This is a genomic window from Acidimicrobiales bacterium, assembly GCA_035630295.1.
In the GTDB taxonomy this organism is placed as follows: Bacteria; Actinomycetota; Acidimicrobiia; order Acidimicrobiales; family Iamiaceae; genus Iamia.
This window is the reverse complement of record DASQKY010000041.1, coordinates 37312-59690: the sequence shown is the minus strand read 5'-3', so window position 1 is coordinate 59690 and position 22379 is coordinate 37312. Positions and strand designations below refer to the sequence as shown.

Here is a 22379-nt window from a genome sequence, read left to right as displayed (position 1 = left end):
CCCCCGCTCGGCGCGAGGCTGGGTCGGTGGAGTCCACCCGGGTCGACCGTTGGCTGTGGGCGGTGCGCCTGGCCCCGACCCGCTCAGCGGCCACCGCGGCCTGCCGGGCCGGCCACGTGCGGGTCGGCGGCCGGTCGGCCAAGGCGGCCACCGCCGTGGCCGTCGGGGACCTCGTCGAGGCGCGCCTCCACCAGGTCGACCGCGTGGTCGAGGTGGTCCAGGTGATCGAGAAGCGGGTCGGGGCCCCGGTGGCCGTCACCTGCTACGTGGACCACACCCCTCCCCCACCGGCCGGCGACGAGGCCCTGCCCCCGGTGGCGTCCCGGGAGCGGGGGGCCGGGCGGCCCACCAAGCGCGACCGGCGCCGGATCGACCGCATGCGCCCCCGCTGAGCCGATCCGCCACGACGGGCCGCGGCTGCCGGCCGGCCGTGGGGTGACGACGGGGAGGTGGCCCCCGCCGGTGCGGGTCGCCAGCCGGCGGCCGGTGTGGCACGGTGTCGCCCGTGGGAACGGCCGTGGTCGTGGTGGTGATCGTCGTGCTGGTGGTGGCGCTGGCCGCCGTGGCCGTGGTCGTGGCCGCCCGCATCTCGGCCCGCCGGACCCGCGAGGCGCGGGGCCGCCAGCACGCGGCGACGGCGGCGGTGATGACCCCCGACGGGCGGCTGAGCCCGGTCGCCATCACCGTCGGGGACGTGGTGAACATCAAGGGCACCGACAACCTGGTGGTCGGGTCGGTGCGCTACGACGAGGACGGCTTCCAGTGGCTGGAGCACCTCCTGGAGGACACCGAGCGCACCTGGCTCAGCGTCGAGGACGACGAGGGGGTCCTGGAGACCGTGCTCTGGCGCCAGGTCAAGGGCAGCACCCAGGAGCCCGGGGGCGCCGAGGTGAGCCTGGACGGCGTCACCTACGCCTTCCAGGAGCGCGGCCGGGCCGCCTACTCCACCTCCGGCTCGACCGGGCTCCCGGCCCACGGCCACATGGAGTACGCCGACTACGTGGGTCCCGACGGGCACCGCCTCGGCTTCGAGCGGTTCACCTCCGGTAGCTGGGAGATGGCCACGGGCGTCGTCCTGGCCCCCGCCGAGGTCACGGTCTGGGCCCGATCGGCCGGGGCCTGACGTGCGCGCCGTGCTCGACACCCCGTTCCGCGACGTGGCCGCCGGCCAGCTCTGCTTCCGCACCGACGCCCCGGTCCAGCCCTCGCTGGCCGTGCTGCGGCTCCCGGCCCTGGGTGGGACGCTGGAGCTCCACCTCCTGGGTGCCTCCCACCAGGCCCTGCTCCGCACCGACCAGGTCGAGGTCACCGAGCTGGTGGCCTGCGGGGCGGGCGCCCCCGGCCTGCCGGCCCGCGACCACCGGGTGGTGGGCCCGCTGGCCTGCCGGTTCCAGGCCCGCATCCTCTCCGGCGCGGCCGGCCACGCCGCCGCCCTCCGCCACCGCTACCAGGACGCGCCCGACGCCCTGGTCGGGGCGTTCCCCGGCTCGTCCGACGCCCTCACCGTGCTGGCCGCCGAGGTCAGCCGCCACCGGTGCCGCTGGCGCACCTGGCACGTCTACCCCCAGACCGACGAGGTCGCCATGACCACCACCACCGTCACCACCGCACCGGTCGTCGCGCCCCCGGCTCCGGCCAACCCGCCGGCCGTCGCCGCCGGCCTCGGAGCACGGCCCTCCGCGGTGCTCGGGCGCCCGTTGGTCGAGGGAGACGGGTCGTGAGCCGCCGGGTGGTCGCCGGCCGGGGCGTGCTGGCCGTGGCCCTGGCCCTCGTCCTGCTGGCCGCCTGCTCCGGCGGCGGGGGCGACTCGCTGCGCGACTTCGCCTCGAAGGAGTACACCGGCAGCGACGGCCGCTACAGCTCACCGCAGTCGGTCTCGGCCGTGGCCGCCGCCTTCACCAAGTTCCGCCGGCCCGTCGACCGCCACGAGACCGAGGGACGGGTGTTCCTCCAGTACTCCGACGACATCGTGGCCATCGCCCCGGCGACGGCGTCCACCAGTCCGGGCACCACCAGCGTCCCGGGCGCCCCGACCACGGCCAGCACCCCGCGCCTGCCCACGTCCGGCGGCCGGACCACCATCGAGATCGACGGTGCCCGCACCGGCCGCCAGCGGCACTTCTTCTTCATCGGCAACCGCTGGGGCCGCTACCAGAGCTACACCGACGTGGCCCGCGGCGGCGGCCCGGGGTCCGGCAAGTGACCGGCCCTCGTCCGGGCCGGCCCGGCTCGGCCCGCCACCCGGCCTGACACCGCGTCGCACCCCGACCCCGCACGCCCCCTCGCCCCGACCCCGCACCACCGCCTCTCCACCCCGACCGACGTCCCGACGAAAGCAGCGCCCATGTCCGACGTGCTCAACGACATCCTCGATGCCCTGGCCTTCGGCGCCGTCGGCATCGCCGTGCTCGGCCTCGGCTACCTGGCCCTGGACCTCCTGACCCCCGGCAAGCTGGGTGAGCTCATCTGGGGCCGGCGAAACCTCAACGCCGCCATCGTCCTGGCCTCGGGCCTCACCGCCCTGGGCGGGGTCGTGGCCACCGGCATCTGGAGCGCGGACGGCGACCTGGGTGAGGGCCTGGCCCGGGCCGCGGGCTACGGCATCCTGGGCGTGGTCCTGCTCTCGGTGGCCTTCCTGCTCATCGACCTGCTCACGCCGGGGAAGCTGGGCGACATCATCACCGAGGAGCGCTTCCACCCCGCCTCGCTGGTCACCGCGGCCAGCCACCTGGCCATCGGCGCGGTGGTCGCCGCCTCCGTCACCTGACCGTCGTGGCCGGACCCGACCCCCGCTCGGGAGAGGCCCGGTGACCGACGCGCCCCGGGGGCCGGCGGCGCCGCCTCCCGACCGGGACGCGCCGACGGCTCCCTCCGGGGGCCCGTCGAGCCATCCCGGCGACGAGGACGACGGCCCCCCGGAGGTCACCGCGGTGGCCGCCGGCGGCGTGGCCGTGGCCGCCGACACCCCGGCCGGCGACGGGCCGGCGGCGGGGCCGGCCGGCGACCCGCCCCTGCGGCTGCCGGTGGGGCGGCGCATCTCGCGGTCGGTCGTGCTGGGGGCGGTGTTCGTGTGCGCGGCGTGCGGGCTGGTCTACGAGCTGGCCCTGGTGGCCCTGGGCAGCTACCTCATCGGCAACAGCGTCCACCAGGCATCCATCGTCATCTCGGTCTTCGTCTTCGCCATGGGCATCGGCTCGCTGGCGGCCAAGCGCCTGGCCCGGTGGCCGGTGGCGTCCTTCGCCGTCATCGAGCTGGCCCTGGCCCTGCTGGGCGGCCTGTCGGTCATGGCCCTGTACGCCTCCTTCGCCTGGCTGGACCTCTACCAGCCGGTCCTGGTCGTCGTGGCCAGCGCCATCGGCGTGCTCATCGGGGCCGAGATCCCGGTGCTCATGGCCCTGGTCCAGCGCATCCGGGCCCAGGCCGCGGCCGATGCCGCCGCCGACCTGTTCGCCGTGGACTACATCGGCGCCCTGGTGGGAGGCCTGGCCTTCCCGTTCCTGTTGCTGCCGGCCTTCGGCCAGATCCAGGGGGCGATGCTGGCCGGCGCGGTGAACGCCCTGGCCGCCGCGGTGGTGTGCCTGTGGCTGTTCCGCGCCGAGCTGTCCCGGCGAGGCCTGGCCGGGGCGGTGGCGGCCTTCGCCGCCGTGATCGGCGTGCTGGGGCTGGCCGCGGCGCGCGCCGACCAGTTCGAGGCCTCGGCCCGCCAGGCCCTCTACGGCGACCCGATCGTGCACGCCGAGCGGAGCCCGTACCAGGACATCGTGCTCACCGAGCGGGGTGCCATCCTCGGGGGGCGGAGCGACGTGCGCCTGTTCCTCAACGGCGACCTCCAGTTCTCCAGCGTCGACGAGTACCGCTACCACGAGGCCCTGGTGCACCCGGCCATGGCCGGGCCCCGGGACCGGGTGCTGGTGCTGGGCGGGGGCGACGGCCTGGCCCTGCGGGAGGTCCTCCGCTACGACGACGTCGACGAGGTGGTCGAGGTGGAGCTCGACCCGGCGGTGATCGAGCTGGCCCGCACCGACCCGCGGGTCCGGGACCTGAACCAGGGCTCCCTGGACGACCCCCGGGTGTCGGTGGTGACCCGGGACGCCTTCTCCTGGCTCCGGGACCGGCCCTGGCTCGACGGTGCCGGGGACGGCGCCGGCCGGACGGGGGCGGCGGGCTTCGACGTGATCGTGGTCGACATGCCCGACCCCGACGATGCCGCCACGGCCAAGCTCTACTCGGTCGAGTTCTACGGGCTGGCGGCCCGGGCCCTGGCCCCCGGGGGCCGGATGGTGGTCCAGGCCGGCTCGCCCTACTTCGCCCGGGACGCCTACTGGTCGATCGGCGCCTCGATCGACGAGGCCGGCCTGGAGGCGGTGCCGTACCACGTCGACGTGCCCAGCTTCGGCGACTGGGGCTTCTTCCTGGCCGGCCCGGACCGGCCCGAGCCGGGTGTCGACCCGGCCGTGGCGGACGAGCTGCGCTTCGTCGACGAGGCCCTGCTGGAGGCGGCCCGGGTGTTCCCGCAGGACCAGGGGCCGACCGACGTCGAGGCCTCCACCCTGGTCGACCCGGCCATCCTCGAGTACGAGCGGGACGGCTGGAAGGACTACTGAGCCGGACCCGGGCCGGCGGGGTGGGCCTCGGTCTCGGGGTGGGCCAGGGCGATCCGGCGCACGTCGTCCTCGGTGGCCAAGGGCCGAGCCCACGGCTGCCCGGGGCCACCGGGCCGACGCCGAGAGCCGCAGTGGCCCGGCCGGGCGATAGGTTGCCCGTCCCCCCTCATCCCCGGAGCCCCCTCCTTGACCACGCAGATGACCGTCTCCCACCACCGGCGCCGCCTCGATGACCTGCGGGCCGCCACCGAATCCCGCATCTCCCGCCTCACCGCCGACTACGACGCCCTGGCCGAGGCCGGCACCGATGTCGGGTCCGGGGACGACGAGGGCGGGTCGGAGTCCGACGGCACGTTCGTGGAGCGAGACCGCATCCGAGCCCAGATCCAGGAGGACCAGGAGCTGCTGGACCAGATCGAGGCCGCGACCGAGCGATCGCGCACGAAGGCGTGGCGCCTCTGCACCCGCTGCTCGGAGCCCATCGGCGAGGCCCGGCTCGAGGCCCTGCCCACCACCACCGTCTGCGTCTCCTGCAAGGCCTCCGGCACCAGCTGGTGAGCGGCGGCAGCTGGTGAACGGCCGCCACGTCGCCCCGGGGCGGGCTATCAGCCGAAGCGGGACCGGAGCTCGGGGATGAGGGCCGGGAGGACGTAGGCGTCATCGGCGGCGATGGACACCTCTATGGGCGGGCCCGAGGTCGGGATGACCACGGACCGGCGCTCGACCACGGGATCGCCGATGTGGCCCCAGGGCTCGATCGGGTTCTTCTTCCAGGCCACGCCGATGCGGGTCAGGCGCAGGCCACCCACCACCACCTCGGCCCCCTGGCCGATGCGCTCGATCACGCGGGCCCGAGGACGGGACCCGGCGGCGTCGCCGAAGACGTCCCACAGGTAGCCGAGGGCGCTGACGATCTGCTCGGCCCGCCGGGTCGAGAGGGCGTTGCGGGCCGTGGCCCGCACGGTGGTCCCGTCGATGCGGGTGAGGGCGATCGACATGCGGGCCGATGCCGCCCGGCGGAACAGGGCGGCCTCGACCTCGAGCTTGAACCGCACCGACTCGACCTCGTCGAAGGCGACCGCGGCGCCCTCCAGCTCCACCCCGGTCGAGCCGACCCGGATGGTGGTGGTGCGGCCGATGGCGCTGGGGAGCGTGACCTCCCACCGGTACGGCCCGTCGCAGGGCACGAAGGGCGGCTCGGGGGCGACGGGCAGCCGGCGGGCCCCGAAGGAGCGGGTCAGGGCATCGGTGATGCCGACCGTCATCTCGGGGCGACCGGGCGCCACGGCCGGCGCAACCGAGGCCGGTGCCGGGACCGGGGGGCTCGGGTGGTGGGGCGCCGCTCCGGCTCGTCGGAACGGGGAGCGCCGGGCCGGCCGCTCACCCTCGGGCGCGGCCATCACCGACGCTCCGGCCCGGTCCGACCGGGGATCGGAGGGACCGGCCGACTCGGACCGGACGGTCGACGCGCTGGCCGCCTCCGGCCCGGCGACGGGGGCTCCGGTGGGCTCAGGACCGCCGGCCGGGTCGCCGACGGCCTGGGGCTGCGGCTCCGCGGGACGCCGCTGGTCGCTCGCACGGCGGGCCGGGGGGGTGGCACCGGTCCGGGGCGGGCTCCCGAGGCCCCGACGGGCCACAGCCGGGGGCCGACCGTCGACGCGCGGTCGCGGCCGATCGTCGTCGGCGGCCCCTGACGGCCGGCTCTCGTCCCCGTCGCGGTCGATCACCTCCGGCCATCGGCACGACCTGGCCGACTTCCACCCTCCGCACCGAAAAGATCCGGACCACGGCCAGCCAGACCGCCCCGGGCGGACCGGCGCCGGCCGTCCACGAGGCGGGTAGCCTCGCGTCCCCTCACACCCCCCGTCGGCGACGACGGGGGGTGCCGCCGCGCGTCTCCCGGAGAGTCACGATGCCCCCGCCGCACCCGCCCGACCCGATCCATCCCGAGCTCGCCCTCGAACAGGCCCACGTCCACGCCAGCTACGCCGGCCTGGCCGCCATGGCCGCCGCCACCCGCAGCGCCCTCGATGCCGCCAACCGGGCCGGCAGCGCGGGCGAGACCGACAGCACCATCGCCGCCGGCCACCTCGCCCAGCGCCTCCGCCACCTCGACCCTGACGTGCCCGGCCTGGTCTTCGGGCGCATCGACGGCGACGACGGCTCGTCGTGGCACGTGGGCCGGCGCCACGTCGAGGACGGGGCCGGCGACCCGTTGGTGGTCGACTGGCGGGCCCCGGTCTCGGTCCCCTTCTACCGGGCCACGCCGGCCGACCCGCTCGAGCTGGCCCGTCGGCGGCGCCTGCTGTTGGACGGCGCGACGGTGACCGACCTCTTCGACGAGGTGTTCGACGACCCCGACCTGGCCGGCGAGGTCCGGGCCGCCGGGATCCCCGACCCGCTGCTGGCCGAGCTGGAGCGGGCCCGGACCGGCGCCATGCGGGACATCGTGGCCACCATCGCCGCCGAGCAGGACGAGGTCATCAGGGCCGACCTCGGCACCTGCCTGATCGTGCAGGGCGGACCGGGGACGGGGAAGACCGCGGTCGGCCTCCACCGGGCCGCCTTCCTGCTCTACGAGCACCGCCAGCAGCTCGACCGCGACGGCGTGCTGGTGGTGGGCCCGAACCCGGTCTTCCTCCGCTACATCAGCCAGGTGCTGCCCTCCCTGGGGGAGGCCGCGGCCCGCCAGTCGACCATCGAGAGGCTGGTGGCGGGCACGGTCGGGGGACGGGTCCGCGACGTCGACCGTCGGGACCGGGCCCGCCTGCTGGGCGACGCCCGCATGGCCGAGGTGGTGCGCCGGGCCGTGACCGGGCAGCGCCGGGACCCGGCCGAGGACCTCGTGGTGTCCACGCCCTGGGCCCGGGTCACGCTCCGGGCCGACGCGGTGAGGGCAGTGCTGGACGAGGTGGCCGCCCGCGACGTGCCGTAGTCCGTCGGGCGGGCCGCGGTGCGGACCCGGCTGGTGGCCATGGCCGTCGAGGCCCACGGGGACCGGGGCGCCGCCGACGGGCTGGACGCCACGGTGCGGAGCTCCGAGGACCTGCGCCGGGCCCTGGCCCGCTGGTGGCCGTCGGCCAGCGCCGTCGCCCTCGTCCGCCGGCTCCTGACCAGCCCCACCGCCCTGCGCCGGTCCGCAGCCGGTGTCCTCGACACCGACGAGCAGGCCCGGCTGCTCAGGTCGGCCGCCGCCCGCCTGGAAGCCGAGCGCTGGACCGTCGGTGAGGCGGTGGTGGTCGACGAGGCCGTGGCCCAGGTCGACGGCGTGCCCCCCACCTACGGCCACATCGTGGCCGACGAGGCCCAGGACCTCTCGGCCATGGCCCTGCGAGCCCTGGCCCGGCGGTGCCCGTCGGGGTCGATGACCATCCTGGGCAACCTGGCCCAGGCCACCGAACCGGGGGCGGTGACGTCGTGGGAGGGAGCCCGGGCCCACCTGGGTACCGGCGCGCCGGTCCGGCGTGAGGACCTCACGGTGGGCTACCGGGTGCCGGCCGCGGTGATGGACCTGGCCAACCGCCTGCTGCCCCGGGTGGCGCCCGGCCTGGCCCCCGCCCGCTCCGTCCGAGCGGAGGGCCGGCCCCCGGAGCGCCGGGCCACCACGGCCGAGGGGCTGGTGCCGACGACGGTGGCCGCGGCGGCGGACCTGGCCGAGGAGTGGGCCTCGGTGGGGGTGATCGTCCCACCGGCCGGCGGGTTGGACGACGAGGTGGCCGCGGCCCTGGCCGATGCCGGGATCGAGGTGGGGCGGGGGTCTCGGGCCGTGACCGGCGCCGTGGTGAGCCTGGTGGCCCCGGCCGAGGCCAAGGGCCTGGAGTTCGACGGGGTGGTGGTGGTGGAGCCGGCGGCCTTCGCCCCCAGCGGCGACGGGGCGGACCGTGACCACGCGGGGGGCGGCGACGAGGACGGCGCCGCGGGCCGCCTCCTCTACATCGCCCTGACCCGGGCCGTGCAGGAGCTGGTGGTGGTCCACCACCGCGACCTGCCGGTCGAGCTCGCCTGACGGCGGGCCGTGGTGCCAGCGGGCGCGGGTGGGCCCGCCGTGCCAGACGGGTGGATCTACCACTCGGGATGGTGGCCAGGGCCGATCGCGCAGGGGACGCAATGCTTGCTACTCAAGAGTAGCGCTCCGTCGACCGAGCGGGACCGTCCCCTGGCAGAGAGGCAGATCAGCGCGTGCGGTGCACAGATCCCAGGCATCCCACCCCCCGGCGGATGGGAGGGCGGAGATGAGCGACGTCGGCGACGACGACGACGAGCCCGACATCCCCCTCGACCTGTGGGCCGCCCTCGTCTACGAGGCGCGGCGGGGCCGGAGGATGACACAGCCCCAGCTGGCCCGGGCCGCCGGCGTGGCCCAGCAGACCATCAGCAAGCTGGAGCGAGGCCGGCTGTGCCCGCACGACCGGGTCAAGCTCCGGCTCGCGCCGCCCTCGACGTCCAGCCCTCGATCCTGTTCCCCTGGCCGTCCCTGAGCGAGCTGGGCGTGAGCCCCCGGTCCGAGTGAGGTGAGGCAGGCCGCCCCCCGACCTCGAGGCGGGCCCCTGTCGCCACACAGGGTGAGAAACGCCCGCCGAACATTGCATCGCGCATGAACGACAACCTATGACAGGGTAAGGGTGGCCGGCGTGCCCGCAGCGCCCCCGCCCACCGCTCCGGGCGCTGGGGACCTGGCCGCCGATCTGGTTCCCGGCCCCCGTCCCGGCGGCGACGGTGAGCCCGAGCCCGATCCGGTCGGAGCCGACCCAGTCGGAGCCGAAGCGGTCAGGGCTGACGTCGCCACGGGCGGCCGAGCGGGGGCAACTCGCGCCAGGGAGTCGGGGCCGAGCCCGGTCGGGGCCGAGGTCGCCGCGGCCACGCTCGAGCCGACGCCCGAGGGCGCCCATGCCGCCAGGCGACGCCGGCAGGTGTGGGCCTGCGCGCTGGTGGCCGCCGCCCCGGCGCTGGTCCTGGCCTTGGCCTCGGTGGGGTCCGACTGGGTGCCGATCGGCGACTACGGGCCCCTGGAGGTCCGGGTCCGGGACGTCTTCAGCACCCACCCGCCGATCCTGGGGGCCTTCTCCCGCCTGGGGGCCAACCACCCCGGACCGGCGGTCTTCTACGCGCTGGCCGTCCCCTACCGCCTGCTCGGCTCCGAGCCGTGGGCCCTCGTCACCGGAGCCGCGCTGCTCAACGCCGCCGGCATCGCCCTGGCCGTCCGCATCGCCGGCCGCCGAGGCCGGGTGGGCTCGGCCGCGCTGCTGGCCGGGCTGGTCCTGGCCTGCATGTGGGGGCTCGACATCGACGTCCTGCGCGACCCCTGGAACCCTCACCTGGCCCTGGTCCCCTTCCTGGTCGCCGTGGTCGCCACCTGGGCGGTGGGCGTCGGGTCCCGGCGGAGCCTCCCCGTCGCGGTGGCCGCCACCTCGTTCTGCGCCCAGGCCCACGTGGGTTACACCCTGTTGGCCGCCGTCCTGGCCGCCTGGTGGGTCGTCGCCCTGGTGCGGGAGCGGCGGGACCTCCAGGCCTGGCGCTCGGCCCTGGTCGCCTCCGCCGGCGTCCTGGGCCTGATGTGGGCCCTGCCGGTGGCCCAGCAGCTCGTGGGCGACGAAGGCAACCTGGCCCGCATCGTGACCCGGGCCGGCACCGAGGAGGGCGAGGCCCGTTACGGGTGGCAGGGCGTCCACGACTTCGTCCTCCCCCACCTCGGCCCCACCCCGGCCTGGCACCGGTGGTCGCCGGCCGACCCGTTCGAGCTGGGCGGGCGGAGCGGCCTGCCCTGGCCGCCCCTCGGCCTGGTGGCGGCGGGCGCCGGGTGGGTGGTGGCCCGGCGGCGCCGGGACCGTGACGCGCTCCGCCTGCTGGCCCTCACCGCGTCGCTGTGGGTGGCCGGGGCGGTGAGCATCAGCCGGCTCAACGGGCTCCCGGCCCAGTACCTGTACCGCTGGGTGCGGGTGCTCGGGGTGGTCCTGTGGTGGGCGGCCCTGTGGCCCCTGGGCCGGGCCCTGCTGGCCACGGCCCGCCCACGCGTCGCGGCGCTCGTCCCCGGCCCGGCCCGGCCCGCCGTGAGGCGAGGGGCCGCCGGGGCGGCAGCGGTCCTGCTGGCCGGCACCGCCATCGTGGTGGCGGCCCGGGGCGACGTCGCCCCGTTCGCGGCGTGGCGGGACCGCGACGCCGGGGCGGGCGTGCTGGCCGACGAGGTGCAGGAGGCGGTCGACGCCCACCCGGGCCCGGCCGACGTCGTGCAGGTCACGTGGTCCGGTCCTCTGACCTGGGCCGTCCCGGTGGTGATCGCCGAGCTCGAGCGGCACGGCACCCACGTCCTCGTCGATCCCGGCGGCGGGCCGGGCTGGGGGGCGGCGCGCGTGCCCGGTCAGGCCCGACCGGACCTCACCGTGGCCATGGGCATCGAGGCCCGGGGCCGGCCCCCCGGGGGCCGCCAGGTGGCCGTGGTGCCCGATGTCGGCCCCGGTGGCGAGCAGGCCATCGCCTGGCTGGTCCCGGGCTCCTGAGCCTTCGCCGCTCGGGCCGGGAGCCGCCAGGCGGCCCCGCGGGTCAGCGGCCGGTGGTGCTGAAGTGCTGGTAGTCCTTCGACGACTGCCAGTAGCCGCCCCACCGCCAGCCCTGCTGGGCGAAGGCCCGGACCACGGCGTCGCCGTCCACGATCATCCCGGGGACCACCGAGCCCCGGTTGGTCCAGTCCCGGCCGGCCGGCGGGTCGACCGACGATCCCTTCACGTAGGGGTTCTGGACCGGGTTGATGTCGATGGCTCGCCCGTAGCTGTGCTCGGACCACGAGGACGTGCCGGCCACCGGCCGGCAGTTGAAGGCCGAGGTGTTGTTGGCGGCCATGGACCGGTCGTCGTCGGCCCCGTAGCGGTCCACGGGGTGGATGCGCCGGACCTGGAACCGGGCGGCGTAGAGGGAGCCGAAGACGCTGCGGATGGCGGTGGCCCGGCTGTCGTGGACCACGACGTGTCCCACGTGCCGGGCCCCGTCGTAGCCCCAGTGAGCCACGCTGAGGACGCTCAGGTCGTGCCAGTGGACGGGGCAGCCCGGGCGCCACGACAGGGCCACGTCGTCCTGGGTGGCGGCCCGCACCGACGAGGAGTAGCCGGGGCCCCGTCCCGGAGCCGGCGGCCGCCGGCCGTCGGTGGGGTCGGGGTTGCACGCCACCAGCGCCACGACGGCCAGGACCCCGGCCAGCAGGGCGAAGGCCCGGCGCCGGATCGGCCTCGACGGCGCGGGGGGTGCGGCTCGGGGGAGGTCCGCCATGGGACCATGGTCGGCCGCCACCCCGCCCCGGTCAAGGAAACGGGCCGGAGGGGCGGGCCGTGGCTGTCCCCGGGGCCACGCCCTGCACGACGAGATCGTCAGCGGAGGCGGAGGCCCTGCAGCTCGGGAGGCGGGCGACCCACCACCGAGCGCTGCACGGCCGGTCCCGACGGTGGGGCCGACACCGCGCACTCCTCCGGCTCCCCGGTCGAGTCGAGTCCGGTGCCCCGCAGGACGAGGCGCACCCCGAGCTCGGTCTCCACCGACAACGACTCGGCCAGCTCGTCAGCCACCTCCAGGCGGGGGCCCTGGTCGCCGGGGTAGAGCCGGCGCAGGTACTCCGGGGCCCAGATGGCCACGTCCTCGACCTCGCCCACCGGCGCCATGTCGGCGCCGGGCAGGAAGTCCTCGTACAGGAACGGGGCGGTGGACTCGCAGCACCCGGTCCCGATGGTGACGGTCAGCGTCCCGGCCCGCCGGGTCGCCATCTCGGCGACGACCTCGGCGGCCCGGGCGCTGGCGGTGATCCTCATGGCCCAGCGGCGCCGAGGTCAGATGTTGCCGCTGAGTGCGGCGAAGTGCATGTAGCCGTCGCGGCCCGTCGACGGGTTGGTGTGGATGTGCTTGGCCTGCCGGTAGATCTCGTAGCCGGCGGTGCCCAGCTCCCGGCCGATGCCGGACTGCTTGTAGCCGCCGAAGGGACGCTCGGGCGAGATCATGTGGTAGTCGTTGATCCACACGGTGCCGGTCTGGAGGCGGGCGGCGATGGCCTTGGCCCGCTCCACGTCGCCGGCCTGCACGCCGCCGCCGAGGCCGTAGATCGAGTCGTTGGCGATGGCCACGGCCTCGTCGTCGGTCTCGAAGGGGATGACGCACAGCACCGGGCCGAAGATCTCCTCCTGGGCGATCCGGGCCGAGTTGTCGACCCCGGCGAAGATGGTGGGGCGGTAGAAGTTCTCGGTGACCAGGCCGTCGGCCAGGCCCTCGGGCTCGCTGCCGCCGCACACCGGCTCGCCGATCTCCTCGCGGCCCAGGGCCACGTAGCGCCGCACGGTGTCGGCCTGGGCCCGGGACACCAGGGGCCCGAGGTCGGAGTTGAAGTCGAGCTGGTTGCCGATGACCATCTTCCCGGCCCGGTCCACCAGCAGGGACACGAACTCGTCGTAGATGCTCTTGTGGACCAGCGCCCGGGTGCCGGACTCGCAGACCTGGCCGTTGTGGAAGAACGTGCCGAACAGCACGGCGGCGGCGGCGATGTCCAGGTCGGCGTCGTCGAGGATGATGTTGGCCGACTTGCCGCCCAGCTCCAGGGTGACCGGCTTGATGGTGCCGGAGGCCAGCTGCATGATCCGGCGCCCGACCTCGGTGGAGCCGGTGAAGGCCACCTTGTCGACCATCTCGTTGGAGGCCAGCTCCTCGCCAGCGGTGCCGCCGGGCCCGGCGATGACGTTGAGCACGCCGGGGGGCAGGTCGGCCTCCTGGGCCAGCTCACCGAGCATGAGGGCGGTGATGGAGGTGTACGACGCCGGCTTCAGCACCGAGGTGTTGCCGGCGGCCAGGGCCGGGCCCAGCTTCCAGCAGGCCATGAGCAGCGGGAAGTTGAAGGGCACGATGCCGGTGCACACGCCGTAGGGCTCGTAGCGGACGTAGTTCTCCGACGGCGGGAAGGGCGAGCCCTCCAGGACCTGCTCGTTGGGGCGCTCCTCGGCCATGCGGGCGAACCAGCGCAGGGCGCCGGCCGAGCCGGGCACATCGGCGAAGGTGGCCTTCTTGATGGTGCCGCCCGAGTCGCGGGCCTCGGCCTCGGCGAAGCGCTCGGCGTTGGCCTCCAGCAGCTCGGCCAGCTTGTTCAGCTTGGCCCCCCGCTCGGCGCCGGAGAGCTTGGGCCAGGGACCCTCGTCGAAGGCCTTGCGGGCGGCGGCGATGGCCCGGGCCGCGTCGGCGCGGTCGGCCTTGGCCACCTCACCGATGGGCTGCTCGGTGGCGGGGTCGGTGGTGGTGAACGTCTCGCCGGATGCGGCGTCGACGTACTCGCCGTCGATGAAGAGCTGGTAGTCGGCCATCGGGGTCCCCTTGGATCGATACTTGACCTGTCGGTCAAGCAACCTACACCGGCCGCTGCACCGGCGACAGGGGCCCCGGACGGCCCGGGCGCCGGGCGCCGGGCGTGCGGCCCGGCAGCCTGGCGACAGGGGCGGCCGCCGCTCCAGTCGGCCTCAGCCCGAGGCTCCGGCTCCCGTTCCGGCGGCGGTGGCGTCGGTGGCGACCCACGTGGTGTCGGGGTCCTCCACCTCCGCGCCGTGGGCCCGGCCCTCGGTGGCCAACTTGCGCAGGTGGGCCCACACGCTGAAGCGGGCCACCGGGTGCAGCAGCTCGTGGACGTCGACGTACACCGCCTTGACCAGGGCCTCGGTGTCGGCCCCGGCGGGCCCGGCGGCGGCCAGGGCCGCAGCCACGCTGGCCTCCCGGGCCAGGCGGTGGTCGATGTAGTGCTGGAGGTAGGCGTCGGGCTCGGTCAGGAGGGGCCCGTGGGCCGGGGCCAGGGCCTCGGGCTGCAGGTCGCGGACCCGCCGGAGCGAGGCCAGGTAGGCCCCCATGTCCCCGTCGGGCGGGGCGATGACCACGGTGGAGCCCGACATCACGTGGTCACCGGTGAACAGCAGGCGCCGACCCTCGTCCCAGAAGCACAGGTGGTTGGAGGCGTGGCCCGGGGTGTGCACGGCCCGCAGGGCGCCGTCGCCGGCGCCCGCCACCTCGCCGTCGCCCACCAGCCGGTCGGCCTCCAGGCCGTCCCGGGAGGCGAAGGCCACCACCTCGGCCCCGGTGCGCCGGGCCAGGGCCGGGGCCGCGGGCCAGTGGTCGATGTGGGTGTGGGTCAGGGCGATGGTCCGGATCCGCCCCTGCCCGGCGGCCACCAGCCTGTCGAGGTGACCGGTGTCGTCGGGGCCGGGGTCGACCACGGTGACGGCCTCGGTGCCGACCAGGTAGCAGTTGGTGCCGGGCCCGGTCATCATCCCGGGGTTGGGCGCGGTGAGGCGCCGGACCCCGGGGCGCAGCTCGTCCAGGCGGCCGGCCACCACGTCGCCGACCATGCCCTCGGGCATCGAGGGGAGGGCGGTGCGGTCGTCGCTCACGGCGGGCTGCTCAGGCCCGGGCGCTGCGGTCGTCGACCGAGGGCCAGGAGCCGATCGAGCCGTCCCCCCGGTAGGCCTCGTCGTACTCGGGGTCGCCGGGCATGACGATGCGGACCCCGCCCTGGTCCTTGATGACCCGGGGCTGGACGGTGGGCACGTCGACCAGCTCGGCCGCCGCGGCCAGGGCCTCGGCCGCGGTGGCGCTGGGCTCGATGGCCCGCAGGGAGGCCAGGGTGGGCGGCAGCATGGCCAGCTCGCCGGCGGCGTGACGGGCCAGGGCATCGGCCGGGCGGATCCACAGGTTGGCGATGACCTCGCGGTCGTCGTGCACCGGGGTCTGCCCCGGGGGGGCGGCGGCCAGGAAGAAGCGGGTGTCGTAGCGGCGGGGGGCGCCCTCGGGGGTGATCCAGTGGCCGAAGTACCACATGGTGTCGACGGCCAGGGTCAGGCCCTCCTCCTCGCACACCGAGACCAGGCTGCGCTCGCCCCGGTCCACGGCCCGGCGGTGGGCCACGAAGCGCTCGGCGGTGGCCGGGTCGTCCAGGCGCACCAGCTCGCCGGCCCCGTCGTAGGCCAGCAGCACGCCCGACTCCTCGAACGACTCGCGGATGGCCGCCACCCAGAAGGCCAGGCCGCCCTCGGCGATGCCCAGCCGCTGCGAGGCCTCGGCGTCGGTGCGGCCCCGGCACCACCGCTCCAGGTCGAGGCCCCGGTCGGGGGGGTCGACGGCGCCGCCGGGGAACACGTAGGCGCCCCCCACGAAGTCGGACTGGAGGTTGCGGCGCAGCATGAACACCTCGAGGCCGCCGCCGTCGTGCTCGTCGCGCACGATCAGGACGGTGGCCGCGTCCCGCAGGGGCACGGTGTCGCCGGGGGCCGGATGGGCACTCATCGGGCCGTCGGGCCCGGGGCCGGAGCCGGGCTCATCGCGCCCCGTCACCGGGGCCGAGGGGGGTGGTCCCCGGGCGGGGTCGGGGCCGCTCGGTGGCGGTGGTGTCGACGGGACCGTCGCCGCCCCGGCCGGGGCCCCGGCCGAAGCGAGGGGCCGACACGAAGGCGAAGCCCTCGCCCAGGCGGGCGGTGAAGCGGCGCAGCAGCGCCGCTCGGGCCACGGCCCGGGTCGGGGGGAACAGGAGGGCGAAGCCGACCAGGTCGGTGAGGAACCCGGGGGTGAGCATGAGCACCCCGGCCACCAGGACCAGGAAGCCGTCGGCCAGCTCCTTGGTGGGCAGCTCGTGGCTGCGCAGCCGCTCGTCGAGGCGGCGGACCACGGCCCGGCCCTGACGCTTGATGAGCCACCCGCCGAGCGCCCCCTCGACCAGCAGCAGGGCCAGGGTCTCCCACCCCCCGATGAGCTCGGCGGTCTGCAGGATCACCCACAGCTCGGCGATGGGCCCGACGACGAGGAGGAGCACGACCCACAGCACCCGGCCAGGGTACCGGCGCCCGCCCTCCCCGGACCGAGCACGACACAGCCGATGTCCCGGCTCTTCCGTGCCCGGTTGCCGGGACCGGGGGTCAGGTCCGGCTGGCGATGATGTTGCGGCGCTCGCTCTCGCTCAGGCCGCCCCAGATGCCGTGGTTCTCACGGATCTTGAGGGCGTAGTCGAGGCACGGGGACTTGACCGGGCAGGTGCGGCAGATCTCCTTGGCCCGCACCTCGCGGGCGGCCTTCTCGTCCCGGCGCTCGAAGGTGGTCGGGGGATAGAAGACGGCGGAGTGGGGACCCCGGCACGCAGCCCGGAGCTGCCACTCGTCGTCGACTCTCAATGCGCTCACTGACGAACCCCTCTCGGAGCTCTCGGCCTCACGGCAGGAGGCTCCCAACGGGTGGGGGAGACGGGTGGCGTCTCCTGCTGGCGGTTCGACGTTAGGACTGCGGTCTGACCCTTACAAGGGAAACCTTCGCGAGCGCGCCGCTGCCTGGCGCGAGCCTTCGGCAAGGTTCATTGCCTGGTCGGGGCCACCCGGTTCCCGGGATGGCCGGAGGGCCCGTCAGGACGGGTCGCGACGCTGGCGATGGTCCCGGGCCGCCCCCTCCACGGGCTCCACCTCCAGCAGCAGGCCGTCGACCTCGACCACCCGCACCGCCTCCCCCGCCGGGACCGGGGTGGCCCGGTTGGTCCGGGCCCGCCACGGCGCCCCCCGCACCTCGACCACGCCGTCGGGGTCGATGGCGGTGACCGCAGATCCCTGCTCCCCCACCATCCAGCCCCGCCCGATGGTCGGGGTCGAGAACCGGGTGCGGACCATGGCCGGCATGGCCCCGATGACGAACAGGAGCATGCCTCCGATCCCGGCCAGCAGCGTGATCCACGACAGGGCCAGGCCGTCGTAGAGGGCCAGGGAGCCCACGACCAGGGCCACGGTGCCGAGGGCGGTCCACAGCCGGGGCACACCGGTCTGGACGTCGACGGCGTAGGCCACCACGGTGGCCACCAGGAGGGCCACCGCCCATCCTCGGGCCGGCAGGGCGGCCAGGCCGTGGCAGGCCAGCACCGTGCACCCCGCCCCCACCAGGCCGGCCACGCCGATCCCGGCGGTGTAGAGCTCGAACACGATGAGGGCCAGGCCGGCCAGCAGCAGCAGGTAGGCCACTGCCGGGCTGGACACGGTGTGGAGGAGCTGGTCGAAGATCGGCAGCTTGGAGAACACCGGCACCGACGGCTCGGCCACCGCGGTCTGGTCCCGCCCCTCGTCGTCCTTCACGGTGCGGGTCTCGACCCCGTCGAGCTGGATCAGGAACGGCCCCAGCACCTCCGAGGCCCGCAGGGACAGGCCCAGGTCCTCGGCCGTGGCCGCGTCCACCGAGCCGGTGGTCAGCCGGTCCAGGTGGCGCTGGAAGGGCTCGCTGAAGCGGGAGGGGTCGACCACCGGGTCGCCCAGGCGGCCCAGCCGGCTGCCGGGGGCGACGCCCACCCGGCAGGCCACCGCCGCGATCTGGGCCACGCCCTCGAAGGCCCGGGTGCCGGAGGGCCCGACCCACACCGCCACCGGGACGGTCGAGGCCCGGACCCGCTCCACCATCTCGGCCACCCGGGAGTCGGGGACCACGGTGCCCTTGCTGTTGACCTGGAGGACCAGCCAGGCCACGTCGGCCTCCTCGGCGGCGTCGATGCTGTCCTCCACGAAGCGGGCCAGCACCGGGTCGAGCAGGCCGCTGACGGTCACGATGGAGAGCCGGCCGGCCTCCCGGCGGGGGGCCTCGGCGCAGGCCCGGCCCTGCCCCCCGGCGTCGTCCTGGGCCCCGGCCGGGCTCCCCACGGCCCCCCCGGCCAGCAGGGCGGCGACGCCCAGCGCGACCAGCGGAGCGCCGATGGCTCGGGCGATGGTCGATAGCCTGCGCACCGAGATGCCTCCACGGGACCGACGACGGTGAGGGACACGAGTGGACCCTGAGCGGTTCTTCACCGCCTCTCGGGTCGTCATCGTCGCCGGGAAGGGGGGCGTCGGCAAAACGACGGTGACCGCGGCGCTGGCCCGGGCCGCCTCCCGCTCGGGGCTGACCCCGCTGATCGTGGAGCTGGAGGGCAAGTCGGGGATGGCCTCCATGTTCGGTCGGGAGCCGCTGGACTACACCGAGGTGGAGCTGGCCGGGGCCGGCGGCGGCCACGGCGCCATCCGGGCCCGGACCCTCACCCCCGACGACGCCCTCCTGGAGTACCTCCAGGACACGGGGCTCAAGCGGCTCTCGAAGCGCCTGGTGTCCTCCGGGGTGATCGACATGGTGGCCACCGCCATCCCCGGCATCCGCGACATCATCGTCCTGGGCAAGGTCAAGCAGATCGAGCGGGCCATGGCCGCCGGCGCCGACGGGTCGCCGGACCTGGTGCTGATCGACGCCCCCGCCGCCGGCCACGCCATCACGTTCCTGCGCTCGGCCCGAGGCCTGCTCGACGCCGTGCGGGTCGGGCCCATCCGCTCGCAGGCCACCGACGTGCAGGAGATGCTCACCGAGCCGGCCTCGGCCCAGGTGGTGCTGGTCACCCTGCCCGAGGAGACGCCGGTGAACGAGCTGGTGGAGACCGCCTTCAGCCTGGAGGACGAGGTGGGGGTGAGCCTGGGCCCGGTGGTGGTCAACGGCCTGTACCCCGACGTGGCGGGGCTCGACGCCGACCCCGAGGAGGCCGCCGGCGCCGCCGGGGCGTCGCTCCGGGGCGGCGAGGCCGGTGAGCTGGAGGCGGCCGCCGCCTTCCGCCGCCACCGCATCGCCCTCCAGGAGGAGCAGGTCGAGCGCCTGGCCGAGTCCCTGCCGCTGCCCCAGCTGCGCCTGCCGTTCCTGTTCACCTCCGAGCTGGACCCGACCGGCCTGGAGCGCTTGGCCGACGCCGTCCTGGCCGGCGTCGGGGCCACCCCCGACCTGGACGAGGCCGAGGCCGCCCCGTGACCGGCACCGAGGGGAACGAGGAGACCGGGAAGACCGAGGGGCCCGAGGCGGCGCGGGCGGTGCCGGGGTCGGTGGCCGAGCTGGTCCGCGACGCCGAGATCGTCATCTGCTGCGGCTCCGGTGGCGTGGGCAAGACCACCACCGCCGCCGTCCTGGCCCTCCAGGCGGCCCGCGACGGGCGGAGGGCGGTGGTGGTCACCATCGACCCGGCCCGCCGCCTGGCCGACGCCCTGGGCCTGGAGGGCATCGGCAACACGCCGACCCCGATCGACGGCCCGTGGCCGGGCCAGCTCTCGGCGGTCATGCTCGACACCAAGTCGACCTTCGACTCGGTGGTGCAGCGCTACGCCGCCGACGACGAGCAGGCCGAGCGCATCCTGGCCAACCGCTTCTACCGCAACATCTCCGGCGCCCTGTCCGGCACCCAGGAGTACATGGCCATGGAGAAGCTCTACGAGCTCCAGGCCGACGACGCCTTCGACCTGGTGGTGGTGGACACGCCGCCCACCCGGCACGCCCTCGACTTCCTCGACGCCCCCGCCAACCTGACCCGGTTCCTCGACCACCGGCTCTACCGGGTGCTCACGGCCCCCACCCGGGGGGTGATGAAGGCGGTCAACGCTGCCGCCGTCACCTTCGTCCGGTCGGTCTCGAAGGTGGTGGGAGCCGAGGTGTTCGACGACGCCATCGCCTTCTTCCAGGCCTTCGAGGGCATGGAGGCCGGGTTCCGGGAGCGGGCCGCCGCCGTGCTGCAGCTCCTCGACGACCCCCGCACCGCCTTCGTGCTGGTCGCCTCGCCCCGCCGGGACGCGGTGGCCGAAGCCCGCTTCTTCGCCGACCGGCTGGAGGAGGGGGCCATCCCGGTGGCGGCCCTGGTGGTGAACCGGGTCCACCCGACCTTCGGCGACGGGGACCCAGACACGCTCCGGGCCCGGGCCGAGACCTTCGCCGGCACCGACCTGGGCGGCCTCTACGCCAACCTGGCCGACTTCGCCGCCGTGGGGCGCCGGGAGGCGGGCCACCTCGCCGGCCTGGCCGAGCAGGTGGCCCCGGCCCCGGTGGCCCGGGTGCCGTTCCTGCGCTCCGACGTGCACGACCTGGACGGCCTGACCGAGATCGCCGGCCACCTGTTCGCCCCGGCCTGACTGGCCCGGCGCTTCACCCCCGGGCGACGGCGCCCGGGCGACGTCGCCTAGCTGCTCTCCACCGCGGCCAGGACGGCGGCCGCGCTCTCCAACGTGTCCTCCACCGGGACGATGCGGTCGAAGCCGGTGGTGTGCAGCAGCCGGGTCAGGGTGGGGCGCCCGCAGGCCACCGCCACCTCGCCCCCGGACTCCCGGGTGCGCCGGATGCCCCCGATGAGGGCGCCCAGGCCGGCCGAGTCCATGAACGGCACGTTGGACAGGTCGATGAGCACCCGGTCGGCCCCGGTGACCGCGCCCAGCGCCTCCCGGAAGTCGTTGACGGTGTAGGCGTCCAGCTCCCCGACGGGACGGCACAGCGTGTAGGCGTCGGTCGTGGCGACCTCGATCTCGAGCACGGAGAACTCCTCGGCCGGGGCGGTGCGGTCGACGGCCCGGGAGGGGCGCCGCGTCGATGCGACTGTCGGGGGGCCCCGCACCACCGGGACGGCCGCATGGTACCGGTCCGGCCGTCCCCGCCCCATCGCCCGAGCACGTGGAGCGGGGCGCCGATGCCCGGGTAGCCTCCGGCCGTGCCCGCCGCCCGGACCGTCCTCCTCGCCACCGACGCCGACTGGATCGCCGACGAGGTCGACGCCGCCCTGGCCGACGAGGCCACGGAGGTGCTCCGGGTCCGCACCGGGGCCGAGGTGGTGCCCGTGACCGCCGACATCGAGCCCGACCTGGTGATCCTCGACCTCCAGATCGGCAACATGGGGGGCATGGCCACCTGCATGGCCCTCCGCCTGGAGGAGGGCGCGGGCCGGCTGGAGCCCGTGGCCGTGCTCATGCTCCTGGACCGGGTCCACGACGCCTTCCTGGCCCGCCGGTCCCAGGCCGACGGGTGGATCACCAAGCCGCTCGACCCCTTCCGCCTCCGCCGGGCCGCCACCACCCTGCTGGGCGGGGGCGAGTGGCACGACGGCGAGGAGCCCGTCGCCGACGCCGTCGCCCCCTGACCACCGGTGGTCCGGCCCTCCGGGCGACCGACCGGAGCGGCCGCCGAGACGCGTTGGAGGGCGGCCCCCCGACGCGGGTAACGTCGACGGTTCACGGGGTGTGGCGCAGCTTGGCAGCGCGCTTCGTTCGGGACGAAGAGGCCGTGGGTTCAAATCCCGCCACCCCGACCAGGAGGCTCACGTGCGCACACCGTCCGGACCTCCGGGCGGTGTGCGCCTCTTCCGGGCCGGCCGCCGCCCCCGGCCCCGGCACAGGACCGATGACGGCCACCGGCGCTCCGCCACGGTGAGCCACCGGCGATGAGTTCCGGGCCCGGACCCCGTCGGAAGGGGTGGCACCCACGCCGCCCCGAGTGACAGGAGAGTCCCGTGCCCCAGATCACCCCCAACCTCTGGTTCGACACCCAGGCCCAGGAGGCCGCCGAGTTCTACGTGTCGGTCTTCCCCAACTCGAAGATCACCGACGTCACCTACTACGGGGAGGCCGGCCCCGGTCCGGCCGGGACGGTGCTGACCGTGGCCTTCGAGCTCGACGGCCAGGCCTTCGTGGCCATCAACGGCGGGCCCCACTTCACCTTCGACGAGGCCGTCTCGTTCGAGATCGCCTGCCACGACCAGGCCGAGGTCGACCGCTACTGGGAGACGCTCCTCGACGGCGGGGAGGCGAGCCAGTGCGGGTGGCTGAAGGACCGATACGGCCTGTCGTGGCAGGTCGTCCCCACCGGCATGATCGAGCTCCTGAACGACCCCGACCGCGAGCGGACCGATCGGGCCATGCGGGCCATGCTCGGCATGGTCAAGATCGACCTGGCCGCCGTCCGAGCTGCGGCCGACGCCGCCTGAGGCCGCGAGAGGCC

At 75.6% G+C, this 22379-nt stretch carries 25 protein-coding genes and 1 tRNA gene; 16 read left to right on the top strand and 10 right to left on the bottom strand.

Going from position 1 to position 22379, the window contains the following annotated elements; translation table 11 throughout:
- Positions 1-26 precede the first annotated feature (26 nt).
- The 7 genes from VEW93_10215 to VEW93_10185 all read left to right on the top strand — a co-directional run bounded on the left by VEW93_10215 (position 27) and on the right by VEW93_10185 (position 5162).
- On the top strand, positions 27-392 hold the full coding sequence (locus VEW93_10215) for a S4 domain-containing protein (protein HYI62165.1): 366 nt from the start codon (positions 27-29) through the stop codon (positions 390-392).
- Between the two features lie 113 nt (positions 393-505).
- On the top strand, positions 506-1123 hold the full coding sequence (locus VEW93_10210; protein ID HYI62164.1) for a DUF4178 domain-containing protein: 618 nt from the start codon (positions 506-508) through the stop codon (positions 1121-1123).
- A 10-nt stretch (positions 1124-1133) separates the two neighbouring features.
- A complete protein-coding gene (locus tag VEW93_10205; GenBank protein HYI62163.1) occupies positions 1134-1721 on the top strand; it encodes a DUF2617 family protein in 588 nt (195 codons plus the stop codon).
- Complete coding sequence (locus VEW93_10200) at positions 1718-2203, top strand: DUF4247 domain-containing protein (protein HYI62162.1); 486 nt, start codon at positions 1718-1720, stop codon at positions 2201-2203. The genes VEW93_10205 and VEW93_10200 overlap by 4 nt, the downstream gene beginning before the upstream one ends.
- 141 nt (positions 2204-2344) lie before the next feature.
- Positions 2345-2767: a DUF350 domain-containing protein gene (locus tag VEW93_10195; protein HYI62161.1), complete on the top strand. Its 423-nt coding sequence runs from the start codon at positions 2345-2347 to the stop codon at positions 2765-2767.
- Positions 2768-2807: 40 nt separating this feature from the next.
- Complete coding sequence (locus VEW93_10190; protein HYI62160.1) at positions 2808-4604, top strand: polyamine aminopropyltransferase; 1797 nt, start codon at positions 2808-2810, stop codon at positions 4602-4604.
- A 198-nt stretch (positions 4605-4802) separates the two neighbouring features.
- Complete coding sequence (locus tag VEW93_10185; GenBank protein ID HYI62159.1) at positions 4803-5162, top strand: TraR/DksA C4-type zinc finger protein; 360 nt, start codon at positions 4803-4805, stop codon at positions 5160-5162.
- A gap of 47 nt (positions 5163-5209) precedes the next feature.
- Here VEW93_10185 and VEW93_10180 read toward each other — a convergent pair whose 3' ends face one another.
- Positions 5210-5869, bottom strand: a complete 660-nt coding sequence (locus VEW93_10180; protein HYI62158.1) for a hypothetical protein — start codon at positions 5867-5869, stop codon at positions 5210-5212.
- Positions 5870-6516: 647 nt separating this feature from the next.
- Here VEW93_10180 and VEW93_10175 point away from each other — a divergent pair.
- From VEW93_10175 to VEW93_10160, 4 genes are all read left to right on the top strand, one after another.
- Positions 6517-7539, top strand: a complete 1023-nt coding sequence (locus VEW93_10175) for a hypothetical protein (protein ID HYI62157.1) — start codon at positions 6517-6519, stop codon at positions 7537-7539.
- 18 nt (positions 7540-7557) lie between these two features.
- Complete coding sequence (locus VEW93_10170; GenBank protein ID HYI62156.1) at positions 7558-8610, top strand: hypothetical protein; 1053 nt, start codon at positions 7558-7560, stop codon at positions 8608-8610.
- Positions 8611-8836: 226 nt separating this feature from the next.
- A complete protein-coding gene (locus tag VEW93_10165; GenBank protein HYI62155.1) occupies positions 8837-9082 on the top strand; it encodes a helix-turn-helix transcriptional regulator in 246 nt (81 codons plus the stop codon).
- Between the two features lie 432 nt (positions 9083-9514).
- Positions 9515-11098 carry a hypothetical protein gene (locus tag VEW93_10160; protein ID HYI62154.1) on the top strand — a complete coding sequence of 528 codons (1584 nt, stop codon included), beginning with the start codon at positions 9515-9517 and terminating at the stop codon, positions 11096-11098.
- Between the two features lie 43 nt (positions 11099-11141).
- Here the strand turns inward: VEW93_10160 and VEW93_10155 are convergent, their stop codons facing one another.
- The 8 genes from VEW93_10155 to VEW93_10120 form a co-directional block, all read right to left on the bottom strand.
- A complete protein-coding gene (locus VEW93_10155) occupies positions 11142-11861 on the bottom strand; it encodes a M15 family metallopeptidase (protein ID HYI62153.1) in 720 nt (239 codons plus the stop codon).
- Positions 11862-11959: 98 nt separating this feature from the next.
- Entirely contained in the window at positions 11960-12394 is a 435-nt protein-coding gene (locus VEW93_10150; protein HYI62152.1) for a DUF779 domain-containing protein, read from the bottom strand.
- 18 nt (positions 12395-12412) lie between these two features.
- A complete protein-coding gene (locus tag VEW93_10145; GenBank protein ID HYI62151.1) occupies positions 12413-13924 on the bottom strand; it encodes an aldehyde dehydrogenase family protein in 1512 nt (503 codons plus the stop codon).
- Between the two features lie 153 nt (positions 13925-14077).
- The gene (locus tag VEW93_10140) at positions 14078-14995 is read right to left on the bottom strand and encodes an MBL fold metallo-hydrolase (GenBank protein ID HYI62150.1); all 918 of its coding nucleotides are present in this window, start codon (positions 14993-14995) and stop codon (positions 14078-14080) included.
- Between the two features lie 10 nt (positions 14996-15005).
- Positions 15006-15887 carry an NUDIX domain-containing protein gene (locus tag VEW93_10135; protein ID HYI62149.1) on the bottom strand — a complete coding sequence of 294 codons (882 nt, stop codon included), beginning with the start codon at positions 15885-15887 and terminating at the stop codon, positions 15006-15008.
- A gap of 31 nt (positions 15888-15918) precedes the next feature.
- Positions 15919-16422 carry an FxsA family protein gene (locus tag VEW93_10130; protein HYI62148.1) on the bottom strand — a complete coding sequence of 168 codons (504 nt, stop codon included), beginning with the start codon at positions 16420-16422 and terminating at the stop codon, positions 15919-15921.
- Positions 16423-16513: 91 nt separating this feature from the next.
- On the bottom strand, positions 16514-16774 hold the full coding sequence (locus tag VEW93_10125; GenBank protein HYI62147.1) for a WhiB family transcriptional regulator: 261 nt from the start codon (positions 16772-16774) through the stop codon (positions 16514-16516).
- A 216-nt stretch (positions 16775-16990) separates the two neighbouring features.
- The gene (locus VEW93_10120; GenBank protein ID HYI62146.1) at positions 16991-18343 is read right to left on the bottom strand and encodes an NfeD family protein; all 1353 of its coding nucleotides are present in this window, start codon (positions 18341-18343) and stop codon (positions 16991-16993) included.
- A gap of 40 nt (positions 18344-18383) precedes the next feature.
- On the opposite strand from VEW93_10120, the gene VEW93_10115 reads away from it, so the two are divergent.
- Complete coding sequence (locus VEW93_10115; protein HYI62145.1) at positions 18384-19382, top strand: ArsA-related P-loop ATPase; 999 nt, start codon at positions 18384-18386, stop codon at positions 19380-19382.
- Positions 19379-20527 (top strand): ArsA family ATPase, encoded by a 1149-nt coding sequence (locus VEW93_10110; GenBank protein ID HYI62144.1) that lies wholly within the window; start codon positions 19379-19381, stop codon positions 20525-20527. The genes VEW93_10115 and VEW93_10110 overlap by 4 nt, the downstream gene beginning before the upstream one ends.
- Before the next feature lie 47 nt (positions 20528-20574).
- Here the strand turns inward: VEW93_10110 and VEW93_10105 are convergent, their stop codons facing one another.
- On the bottom strand, positions 20575-20922 hold the full coding sequence (locus VEW93_10105) for an STAS domain-containing protein (GenBank protein HYI62143.1): 348 nt from the start codon (positions 20920-20922) through the stop codon (positions 20575-20577).
- Between the two features lie 174 nt (positions 20923-21096).
- On the opposite strand from VEW93_10105, the gene VEW93_10100 reads away from it, so the two are divergent.
- From VEW93_10100 to VEW93_10090, 3 genes are all read left to right on the top strand, one after another.
- Complete coding sequence (locus VEW93_10100) at positions 21097-21522, top strand: response regulator (protein HYI62142.1); 426 nt, start codon at positions 21097-21099, stop codon at positions 21520-21522.
- A gap of 94 nt (positions 21523-21616) precedes the next feature.
- Positions 21617-21693 (top strand) — tRNA-Pro (locus VEW93_10095).
- Positions 21694-21891: 198 nt separating this feature from the next.
- A complete protein-coding gene (locus tag VEW93_10090) occupies positions 21892-22365 on the top strand; it encodes a VOC family protein (GenBank protein ID HYI62141.1) in 474 nt (157 codons plus the stop codon).
- Positions 22366-22379: the final 14 nt, after the last annotated feature.